This window comes from Bartonella sp. AA83SXKL, assembly GCF_042196965.1.
GTDB lineage: Bacteria > Pseudomonadota > Alphaproteobacteria > Rhizobiales > Rhizobiaceae > Bartonella.
In genome coordinates this window covers 25,377-34,048 of record NZ_JBHIRG010000015.1, presented here as the reverse complement: position 1 = coordinate 34,048, position 8,672 = coordinate 25,377, and the positions used below count along the sequence as shown (strand labels likewise).

At 39.0% G+C, this 8,672-nt stretch carries 6 protein-coding genes; 3 read left to right on the top strand and 3 right to left on the bottom strand.

Annotation, left to right across the window (positions count from 1 at the left end; genetic code table 11):
- Positions 1-396 precede the first annotated feature (396 nt).
- The gene (locus ACFINO_RS07235) at positions 397-2,385 is read left to right on the top strand and encodes a M23 family metallopeptidase (RefSeq protein WP_375655328.1); all 1,989 of its coding nucleotides are present in this window, start codon (positions 397-399) and stop codon (positions 2,383-2,385) included.
- An 851-nt stretch (positions 2,386-3,236) separates the two neighbouring features.
- Here ACFINO_RS07235 and ACFINO_RS07230 read toward each other — a convergent pair.
- The 3 genes from ACFINO_RS07230 to ACFINO_RS07220 form a co-directional block, all read right to left on the bottom strand.
- On the bottom strand, positions 3,237-4,667 hold the full coding sequence (locus ACFINO_RS07230) for a sensor histidine kinase (protein WP_375634560.1): 1,431 nt from the start codon (positions 4,665-4,667) through the stop codon (positions 3,237-3,239).
- 224 nt (positions 4,668-4,891) lie between these two features.
- A complete protein-coding gene (locus ACFINO_RS07225; RefSeq protein ID WP_273724155.1) occupies positions 4,892-5,446 on the bottom strand; it encodes an RNA polymerase sigma factor in 555 nt (184 codons plus the stop codon).
- Positions 5,447-5,453: 7 nt separating this feature from the next.
- A complete protein-coding gene (locus ACFINO_RS07220) occupies positions 5,454-5,657 on the bottom strand; it encodes a NepR family anti-sigma factor (RefSeq protein ID WP_375610684.1) in 204 nt (67 codons plus the stop codon).
- Positions 5,658-5,825: 168 nt separating this feature from the next.
- Between ACFINO_RS07220 and ACFINO_RS07215 the strand changes: the two genes are divergently transcribed.
- Both ACFINO_RS07215 and ACFINO_RS07210 read left to right on the top strand, forming a co-directional pair.
- Entirely contained in the window at positions 5,826-6,620 is a 795-nt protein-coding gene (locus ACFINO_RS07215; protein ID WP_273791319.1) for a response regulator, read from the top strand.
- A gap of 22 nt (positions 6,621-6,642) precedes the next feature.
- Positions 6,643-7,656 (top strand): HWE histidine kinase domain-containing protein, encoded by a 1,014-nt coding sequence (locus ACFINO_RS07210; protein ID WP_375633296.1) that lies wholly within the window; start codon positions 6,643-6,645, stop codon positions 7,654-7,656.
- Positions 7,657-8,672 lie beyond the last annotated feature (1,016 nt).

Genomic DNA, 8,672 nt, shown 5'->3' with positions numbered 1-8,672 from the left:
TTTTTTTTAATAAAATGCCCAAAACAATACCAATAAAATATTGAACAAAAAATCCTATTTCAAGACATTATTGGCAAAATCTGCCTTCATAAAAATAAAACATGAAAACAGCAAGGAGTTCAAAGAGAGCATGGCGCCTTTAAAGTAAAATATAGCACCCCATTGCAATGCATAAAAATAGGAAGTTGCCTAGGAATGAGTTAATCACAATAACGCTTGTTTTATGCTACTTTAATAGAGAAAATTTTCTGCGCAGATACGATTTATAAAGACATTGCTGTATAAAGAGAATCGCATGATCTGTAATTTGTAAAAAGAATCAAATTCCTGTAGAAGCATGCTAAGCTATCTAGCTAGCTTTCTTTATTTAATATTGAAAAGTACTCTTTTAAATCTATGTGGGATAACGAACAACAAAAAAACGATCCTGGACAAGACCCTGCTCTTGTCGTCAAGCGCTTGCGGCCTGCGCGCCGACAGGTCTCTGCTCGTTGGCTTACGGGAACCATTCTGACAGGAATCATTTCCTGCATTCTTATGGGGATTGCACTTTTTACGGCTCTTGATGAACAACAGCGATTGGTAACACCGCCACAATGGTTTACGCAAGAAAACCTATCAGAATCACAAGACCCTGAGGCCAATGGCTATAAAGGTGATCGTATTTCTCCCACCCATGCACGGCAAAGCTTTGACAGAAAACGTCAATTTGAACTATCGATTCTACAAAAAAAAGGCGATGAAAAAGTCATTCAAACACAACATTTTGAATGGATTCGTATGGCTTTAGCCGAAAATCGCCCCCAGAAATATAGTTATCCAAAATTTGATTCTTTAAGCATTCTTGCCAGTGATTCTAAAAATCAAAATATCGCACCACAAGAAGATTCTGGGCAGATTTACGGTGCAAAGGTTGAAACAAAACTCACCTTACGCAGCTATGATTTTAAGGTAAATCAATTCGATTTTGATGACAGCGACACATTGACAGATGAAGAGGCACAACAAGAAGTGCAAAAAGCTGGATTTACTTTAGAAAAGAGCTCTGAACTTCTTTCAGTTCTCACATTGATTGATCCTTTAAAATTAGAAGATGTATCCTCCCCTTCCCAAGGCACAGAATCCCCTGAAGTTCGAATCGTTCAAGAAAATGTAACCGTTTCTCCTCAAAGTCACCGTATCGATCTGACGAAAAACTATGTTGAAGATATTATTCCTATTCGTAAAAAACAAACGATAGCCGATGCTTTCAAAAAAACCAGTTATACAAAAAAGCAAATTGACCAGGTTGTAAAAACGCTAGAAAAAATAAGCCTTTCCGATTCCCTTAAAGAGGGAAGCCTTTTACGCATTGGTATCGTGACACAAGCTGGTGAAGAAGATCATCTCGTACGCGCAAGTATCTATCAAGGGATGCATCATATTCTCACCATTGCCCTGAATGATAAAGGCCAATTCATTGAAAGCACAGAGCCTAAAATGTCTAAAGCACTTAAAACGGCTTTTCAAAATGGTATTCCGCATTCTTATATCAATAGTGCGCAATTACCAACGGCTTATGATGCACTCTATAGTGCTTTGCTAAGCCATAATATATCACAATCTCTCTCTCATCGTCTTATTCGTCTGCTAGCCACCAATATTGACATGAAAAGTCTGATAACACCCAATGATCAGATCGAAATATTTTATGCTGTACCACAAAGCGATAAAGAAAACCAAAATGGCAAAAAGAACTTGAAAGCAAAGGAAGCATCCCAAAACACTGATCCAGAAATTCGTTATATTAGCGCAACTTTTGGAAATACAACTTATAAATATTACCGTTATCAATTAAAAGATGGAAGCGTTGATTATTATGATTCTGAAGGGAGGAGTTCAAAGCCTTTCTTGCTGCGCAAACCCACACCAAATGGGATTTTTGGCTCCCCCTTTGGTCCACGCAAACATCCTATTTTAGGCTATGTTCGCATGCATACGGGAGTTGATTGGGTTGCTCCTAAAGGATCACCCATTATTGCTGTAGGAGATGGTATTGTCACAAGAGTAGGTGTAACAGGTGGCTATGGAAATCACACGGAAATTCAACATGCCAATGGATATGTCAGCAGTTATTCACACCAAAGCCGTTATGCACCAGACATCAAACCAGGCGTGAAAGTACGACAAGGACAAATCATTGGGTATGTTGGAACAACAGGAATGGCAACCGGTCCCCATTGTCATTTTGAAATCATTGTCAATGGCGTCAAAGTTGATCCCATGCGCATCCGTATACCGGATAGCAAAGCCTTAACAAATCAAGACCTACAAACATTCCTACAAGAAAAAAACAATATTGATGCCTTGATCAACAGCCCGATAACACCCTCCGAAGAAACTTAAAGCATAAAAGCATCTGCATTTTTACGACTCAAAACATCTAAAAATATGCTTTAGCGCTTATTTTTCTTAAAGAGATTTCCGCACTTTAAATATCTATAAAGAATTTGCCGAAATATGCCACCACCCAAGGTCGCATAACAATGATTAAAAATAAAACGCCCTCCCCTTTTCAGGTTTACGCACAATAGAAAAGTGTAAAATATGAAACCAAAAAAGGCTAACTCTTTATTGTTTATTTTATCAAAACGATAGCCCGTCCTTATTTGCCATGCAATAAAATCTCAAATCAAAGGTGAGTTTTTCTAAAGAACGAAGATTCTAAAATCCATATCATTCTATAAACAACCCGACTTTTTGTTGAAGAGATTTCACCTGTTGAATGCTTATGCTGTTCATAGCCCTAAAGGACAGTGTTTCATAAACTTTATGAGCAAGTTATCCTTAAGAATATTCGTTACACACTTTTACAAAAACACCACATATTTAAAGTTTTACATGCCTTACAAAAAATAACAAAATTTGAAAAAACAATCTCTTCACAAAGAAATAGAGCTTACTAATATAAGTATTATCGGTTTAAAGGAGCTTTTATTCAAAATAAATTTAAATTTTAACTCAAGTACTTCAAAGCTATAAAGCATACAACAACAGGAGAATTTTGAAAGCCGATAATCGGAGTCAGCAAAGCAAAAAACAAAGAGACCAAAAGATAAAGAAGCAATGTTGCTTCTCTTGAAGACAATTGACAATCTGATATGAATGGTGCTGTGTTCGCGTCATCTAAGTTATATTTTTTCTCATTTTTATTAAAACGAACAAGCAGAGAGTAAAGAATTTATCTCTTAAAAAAATCAGTCAGAGCTTTTTTTTGAACTATTCATGCTAAGTTTTGGCAAAGGAATGATAATCTTTGTGCCTCCTAAAGCAGAAGTTTCAAACAGAGGTTTCTCACCAAATTGCATACAGAGCTGTTCCACGACCACACGACCAAGTCCTGTTTTTTGTTCTAAAGTTTGGCTTTTCATTCCCACGCCATCATCTTCTACAATGAGCATCAATTGTCCATCTTTCTGGGGACCAAAAGAAATATAAATATGACCCGACCGTTGATCAGGAAAGGCATGTTTTAAGGAATTTGTCAGCAGTTCACCAAGGATAATTCCAAGTGTTGTCGCATCTCTTGAAGACAGGCGACAATCTTTAAAGTTTGTGTGAATGGCGATGTTTTCACGCAATTCAAAAGGGACTGCCAATTCGACATCATGCACAACAGAACTGAGAAACTCTGCCAAAAAAGTCGTTTCCATATCATCACTTAAGCGCAAACGACGATGTGCTGTAGAAATTGTCTGAATACGATCACGTGCAGCTCCTAGAACAGCACGGACCTCTTCATTTTTGCTCCGGTTTAACTGGAGCCCCAGCAAAGAAGACACCGTCCCAAGAGAATTGCCAATGCGATGGCTTGCATCCTGCAATAATATTTCAACCCGTTGGCGTTCTTTTTCAGCGTGATTGCGTGCTCTTTCTAATTCTTGTGTTCGTTCTTTCACGCGGGCTTCCAGAGCGATATTTTCGCTATGAAGCAGCAATTGATACAATTTTAAAGAGCGCACATCACGATGAAAACGATTAATAACAAAATAGGCAGAAATAAAAGTACTCACAACGGAAACAATAGCCGCCAATGTCAAAGCAGCCCGCATTAATGCGATACCCTCACGCTGTTTTTGTCGCACCACATCATCCCCATTAATAAAGCTTGTCATCAATTGAGCTAAACGTGCCACAGGAATCTTTGATACTTCAAAAGAGGCAGCATGAGAAGGTTGAGAGGGTTGTTCAGGAATCGCATCAAGAGCATGCATATGGGCATTCATAAAGGCTTTTCGTGCTTCAACCTCTTTTTTAAAAGCCGTAAACCATTCATCCCATTGTGGATGCGCATAAACAATAAGTGCGATATAATCGAGAATATCCCCTAACTCCCGCTCTGCATTTTCAAAACGTATTTTATCTTCCGCCTTGCGCGTTTTTGCATAGCTGCGATCAGCAACAGCCATATCAATCAAGCTAATAAGGACCAAATCAGCCTGTTCACGCAATTCTGAACTTGTATTCAACTGTGCAACTTCTCGATCAACAGCATTTGAAAGCAACATAATAAAAACCGATGCCAAAAGAGCCATAACAAGAGAAACAACAATCGCTACCCACCGCCAGCGTGATATCGTTGCATCAGAAGAAGGCATTTGAGGCATCAAATTTGTTTTTGTTGTCATAGAATGTCCATTGGCGAACTTGAAAGTCGTCATTTTTCAGCACAAAGGAAGGCAACCTTATGGAACATAAAACCTAAAGCCCGTGGGAAAGTTTATACAGGCTTTTCTTGTGTTCCTAAGGATACACGCCAAACACTCTGAATTTCCTCAGATACTGACTTTACTGTAATAGCTATAACGGGAATAAAAAAAACAAGGCTATCGATCATAATTATTATGCTTTTTTAGCCGTTAAATGAACACAATGTACTTCCAGCTGAATAAGAATCAGGACCATAATCAGACTCACCATCTACTTTAAGAAGTTCTTGTAATCGATTACGCGCCCTGCTCACACGGCTTTTAATGGTTCCAACAGCACAACCACAAATAGCCGCAGCATCTTCATAAGAAAATCCCGATGCGCCAATGAGAATAATGGCTTCTCTTTGATCGGCAGAAAGCAAATTTAAGGCTTTTTTGAAATCTTGCAAATCAAGTGATCCATATTGAGCAGGATGAACAGCGACATTTTGAGTAAACACGCCATCGGTATCTTGAACTTCTCTTCCCTTTTTACGCATTTGACTGTAAAATTCATTGCGCAAAATGGTAAAAAGCCAAGCTTTAAGATTGGTTCCCATCTCAAAACTATCTTGCTTAGCCCATGCCTTCATAACAGTATCTTGGACCAAATCTTCGGCTTTATCGTGCTTGCCACTTAAAGAAACAGCAAAAGCTCGTAAAGCCGGCAACACAGAAAGGAGTTCTTGTTTAAAATTTTTCGCGCACTTTGACATAAAGGATTCAAACCTTTTCCACATTGTTTAAGCCAAATTGCTCTGCGCGCTCCAACTTCTCTAAAAGCTCAAGCAAACACCGTGGCAGTGCTTCTTCTTGAATTTCCATGTAAAATTGACGTAACTTCCGTGCTATTTCGCTATTGACCCCGAGAAGATCATCTCCAACTCTAAATTGTGTGGTGAGATTTTTTTCATCACGGTCGTTCATTTTTCATCCCCCTAATCCATATATTACTAATAGCACCGCGAAGAATTTTTCGCCTTATGGTTGTAAATATAGCTGTCGGTAAAAAGTTCCATACAAATCAAGGAACTTTTTTATCTGTTGAGAATTTCAACCAACAAAATGCTTGAAAGGTCAAAGGAGTTATAAATTATGTCATTATCAACGCGCATTGCCCCGCATCTTCCCTATCTTCGGCGTTTTGCCCGCTCTGTCACCGGTAGCCAATCCTCTGGCGATGCTTATGTTTCAGCGATGTTGGAAGCACTCATTGCCGACATCTCCATTTTTCCCAAAGCATCCACTGACCGAATTGGTACCTATTGGCTTTTTTGCCATCTTTTTGACCAAACCACACCAAACATCCCTGAACCCCTGCCCCAATTTGGTCTTGAACAAAAAACCAGTGCCAAATTATCCTATCTCACGCCCCGTGCACGCCAAGCATTTTTGCTCATTGCCGTTGAAGGATTTCATGAACAAGAAGCCAGCGAAATCATGAATCTGGATACGAAAGAATTCCGTAAGCTGCTCAACCAAGCATCCATTGATATTTCTCAACAAATTGCCACTGAAGTAATGATTATTGAAGATGAACCTCTTATTGCGCTTGATATTGAGCAAATGGTAGAAAGCTTAGGTCATCATGTTGTAGGAATAGCGCGCACGCGTGATGAAGCTGTCATCATGTATCATAAGAAAAAACCACGGTTGATTTTGGCTGATATTCAATTAGCCGATAACAGTTCAGGTATTGACGCAGTCAATGAGATTTTGAAAAATGACCGTATACCGGTGATTTTCATCACGGCTTTTCCCGAAAGGCTACTGACCGGCGAGCGTCCAGAACCAACTTTTTTAGTGACCAAACCTTTTAACCCTGATATGGTGAAAGCACTTATTTCCCAAGCTTTATTTTTTCAAGAGAATGCTTCTAAAGCGGCTTAGAACAGAGTAACATCTTAAAATTATGATCGTTACGCCTCTTTCAAAGCCTCCCATGGATAGATCTCATATGAGTGCGCTCATGCAAGCGATTCGTGGTGCTGATATTTGTGTTCTCTATCAGGCAACAAATCTGGTTTATTTATGGGCTGAAAACTTGCCACACCATTTGCACCATAAATGGCGGGTTGGGTGTCGTGACAGCGACTTTTTTTCGCTTGACCTTGCAGACAATATGGAAACCATCAAACTGCAAGTTTTAGCCAGTGGCAAAATGCAAACTGTTGAAGCACGTTTTGAAGATACAAATAAACAAGAGATTTGGTACAAATTTTCTATTGATTGCCATCGTAATGATAACGGAGACATTATTGGGATTATCACCACCGGTGTTAATATTTCCGGTTTACGCCGCCGTGAACAAGTGCTTAAAATCCTTCTTCGCGAGGTCAGTCACCGTTCTAAAAATCTTCTAGCGATCATTCAAAGTATTGCCAGCCAAACCGCCCGCTATACTGAATCTCTTCAGGTTTTCTTACGCAAATTTCAAGGTCGTCTTCATTCTCTTTCTCATTCTCAAGATCTGATCACTGATTCTGATTGGCGTGGTGCTCAATTTCGCGAATTGGTCCAAACGCAGGCTTTAGGCTATTTTATGAAAGAAACAGAACGTTTTTCACTTGAAGGCGTAGATCCTTATCTTTTTCCCAATGCCGCTTTGCATATTGGTTTGGCTTTTCATGAACTGATTGTCAATTCTCTTTCTTTTGGAGCTCTTTCCCAAGAAAAAGGGAGCATCTGTGTACGCTGTGAAATCAAAACAAAACTGAATGGCAAAACACAACTTATCATCACTTGGCATGAAAATTTTGAATCCGGCATCCCTCCCACAAACAATAAAAAAGCCTGTTTTGGTAGTGCCGTTCTCGAAAAAATCGTTCCCATTTCCGTGAATGGTTCAGCTTCCCTCAAATTGACACAAGAAGGAATTGTCTATTGCCTCTCTGTTCCTGATACTTATTTTGATATTTTTTCTTAAAAGAGCATTTTAAACAATGAACAAGAGAAGTTTCCCCTTTTTTAGCAAAATGTCTCATCTGTTTATTAAGCACAAAGATATTTTCCAACCTCTTTAAACCAACCTCTATTGTCCCCCAATAGTTCCCCAAAACCTTAACGATGAGAACTGAAGGCCACATAAAATCCATTCCCGCTGTCAATCAACTTCCATCCCTCATATAACCGGCATATTTTAAAACAGAAACCAAAACGATATAGAGCAAACCGTTTCAGCTTTTATATGCAAAATAAAAGCGAGCCTATTACCCATCTCTTTTGTGTAATTTTTGCAATGCGTATATAATTTTATTTTGGCAGAATATGAAATTTCAAGGAGTAAAGCTAACATCCATCATCACTCTCCAGCTTTACGGGACTAAAGCATCCACGACAACAACAATTAACTGATGAAATTACACATTTTATGCTTTTATTTATCGCATTCTTTAATGGAGATATCCTCTTCAGGTACAATAGGACATCCTAAAACAGAATACACTTGTGTCCCTCCATTCACGCACTTTTTAATATTTCCTAGTGTATCCACGCTCATTTCAAAACAGTATCTGTAAATAAGATATAATAGCCCCCGTAAAGTGAACCATCAAAACCGCCCCTTGTTACCCCACATCCTTCTTTACCTTCATACCTCTTTTCACTTCATAAAAGTAGTAGCTGAGCATCATCATACTATTTGTCTCTCATGTTACAACAGCCATTGACCTTTGAGAGCCTCCATAAGAGGCATTTCAGTCTTTTTTCAAATATTACTCACCAACATAAAGCCCACACACAGCCTTTTATGACGTGCAAGCCAATGACATTGATTAATTCACTATAGAATAAAATCTCAAAGGGGAACTAGCATCTCAAAGGGGAACTAGCATCTCAAAGGGGAACTAGCATCTCAAAGGGGAACCCGCATCTCAAAGGGGAACCCGCATCTCAAAGGGGAACCCGCATCTCAAAGGGGAACCCGCATCTCAAAGGGGAACT